This window comes from Litorimonas sp. (genome assembly GCA_029936425.1).
Taxonomy (GTDB): domain Bacteria; phylum Pseudomonadota; class Alphaproteobacteria; order Caulobacterales; family Maricaulaceae; genus Litorimonas.
Window position 1 is genome coordinate 1 of the sequence record JAPYSU010000070.1, and the last position, 2137, is coordinate 2137.

At 47.6% G+C, this 2137-nt stretch carries 4 protein-coding genes and 1 pseudogene; all 5 read left to right on the top strand.

Features of this window, described 5'->3' with window-relative positions; genetic code table 11:
* Positions 1 to 294 (top strand): annotated as a pseudogene (locus tag ACN0IC_RS15105) (leucine-rich repeat domain-containing protein); the annotation flags it as partial.
* A 95-nt stretch (positions 295 to 389) separates the two neighbouring features.
* The gene (locus ACN0IC_RS15110; RefSeq protein WP_039926699.1) at positions 390 to 638 is read left to right on the top strand and encodes a hypothetical protein; all 249 of its coding nucleotides are present in this window, start codon (positions 390 to 392) and stop codon (positions 636 to 638) included.
* Between the two features lie 110 nt (positions 639 to 748).
* The gene (locus ACN0IC_RS15115) at positions 749 to 1141 is read left to right on the top strand and encodes an SMI1/KNR4 family protein (protein WP_039926702.1); all 393 of its coding nucleotides are present in this window, start codon (positions 749 to 751) and stop codon (positions 1139 to 1141) included.
* A 159-nt stretch (positions 1142 to 1300) separates the two neighbouring features.
* Positions 1301 to 1507, top strand: coding sequence for a ParD-like family protein (locus ACN0IC_RS15120; RefSeq protein WP_028303883.1), 207 nt, complete (start codon positions 1301 to 1303; stop codon positions 1505 to 1507).
* A gap of 34 nt (positions 1508 to 1541) precedes the next feature.
* On the top strand, positions 1542 to 2137 hold a 596-nt coding region (gene map, locus ACN0IC_RS15125), incomplete at its 3' end, for a type I methionyl aminopeptidase (protein WP_416879587.1).

Here is a 2137-nt window from a genome sequence, read left to right on the forward strand (position 1 = left end):
AAAGTTGCAGATGAAAGTCTCGCTTTCGTAGAACATCTGCGCAGTCTCAAGGAGCTACAGGTATCAAACCAATTTCCAACGGAAGAATATGCAGCTTTAAAAGCCAAATGTGGTGACGTTAAATGTACCCATTTTGCCCCCTATATCTACAGTGGACTAAAGTGCAGCAACTGCGGCTCTGGTCAGGCAATGGTCATAGGTAAACGCAAGCCGTTTGTATGCCCGGATTGTAACCCCAAAAAACTGGAAAAATACCAGTCCCAATTCGAGAATATGGTGGAAAATGCAACTTAACCAGGGGCTGCAGCGGACCGCTTTTCCGGCGCGGCGCGCCTCCAAATCGGCCGCTGAGCCCAGGCGTTATGTGTGCTCGGGCTAGGTGCAGGCTGATGAAGTGGTTTTCTTTTGGGTTGGGAGTTCTATGCATTATTTATGCAGCCCTCCATTTTTTAGGCCTTCTTCCGGTTGGCTTTTGGCAGTCAGCCGTTGATCTCGTCATAGGTCGTGAGCCAGGTGCATACAATCGAATTGTGCCAGCGGAGATGGCTGAAAATGAGGGGCTATTGGCTCTTTTACTCGGGGTGGCTTTGCTCGCTTTATCAAGGGCGCTACTTAAAAGAGATAAAGATAATGGCTAAATACTACGCAGGCAGTTCACATAACAAGCGGCGGCAGGCAGACCAAATTTCCGCTCCTTCGTCGCTCCAATTTGCCTGCTGCGCCGGGCGTTATAGCCTCGGAGACATAAGTGCCTTTTAACTTGTCAGAAGATCAATTAGCCCAAACTGAAAAAGAATTGGGAGCAAAATTGCCGTACGAATATCGTGAAGCAATGAAATTGGATAATGGCGGGGAAGCATCAACAGAAGAGGATGATTGGGAGTTTTACCCCATTAGAGATACCTCTGATAAAAAGAGGCTTTCACGTACTTGCAATCACATAATCAATGAAACTGAGTCATGTAAAGGCTTTGGCAATTTCCCAGAAGGAGCGATAGCAATTGCAAACAACGGTCTAGGCGATCAAATGGTATTCATCAAAGAGTCGGGCCAGTTACTAAACAAAGTGTTTTTGTGGCTTCACGAAACCGGAGAACTGCAAGAGTTAGCGGCAACATTTAATGAAATCGAAAAGCTATAACAAAACGCACCAGCATCGCCCCTTCGGGGCTGGACAGCCTAGACGCGGCTTCGCCGCAGGCTGCCGCTGTGCTCTGCGTTAAATTCCTCACTGACCATGTTGCCAGCCAGACATTAGCGATATATGATTCGTATATATATCGTATATAGAGGGCTTGCTATGGGAATAGTTAAGATTGACGACGAACTACATGGGGAGATTCGCAAGGCGAGCTCAGTTATGGTTCGCTCTATCAATGCTCAGGCTGAGTATTGGATAAAGATTGGCATGCTCGCCGAGGCGAATCCCAGCATGACTTTTTCTGACATCATGCGAGACCAAATGAAGCTGGCCGAAGTAGACCTAAGGAAGGTTGTCGGTGGCTAGCATAAAACTGAAAAGTGCCGAAGAATTGGGTGTAATGCGGGAGTCCGGTCGGCTTCTGGCAAGGGTTTTTGATTACCTTGATGGCCGTATCGAAGTTGGTGTCTCAACGATGGATATCAACGATTTGGCGGAGAGGTTTATCATAGATCAGCTACATGCTCGACCAGCGAGTAAAGGTCAGTATGGGTATCAGTATGTTCTGAATAGCTCTGTAAATCGCGTTGTATGCCATGGTGTTCCTTCAACCACTCAAAAGCTGAAATCAGGTGATATTATCAACGTTGATATAACGTTGGAGCAGGGCGGATTTATAGCTGACTCGAGCAAAATGTACATGATCGGTAACGTGACTCCGATCGCTAGGCGTTTGGTCGATAAGACCTATGAGGCAATGTGGGAGGGGATCCGGATTGTAAAGCCTGGCGCGACCCTTGGTGATGTTGGTCATGCCATTCAGAGTCACGCCCATAAGCATGGCTATTCTGTTGTTCGCGAATATTGTGGGCATGGAATTGGGCGAGAAATGCATGAAGAGCCACAGGTTCTGCACTATGGCCAGCCCGGTAAAGGTTTGGCTCTGAAGGAAGGGATGGTGTTTACAATAGAGCCCATGATTAACCAGGGTAAGGC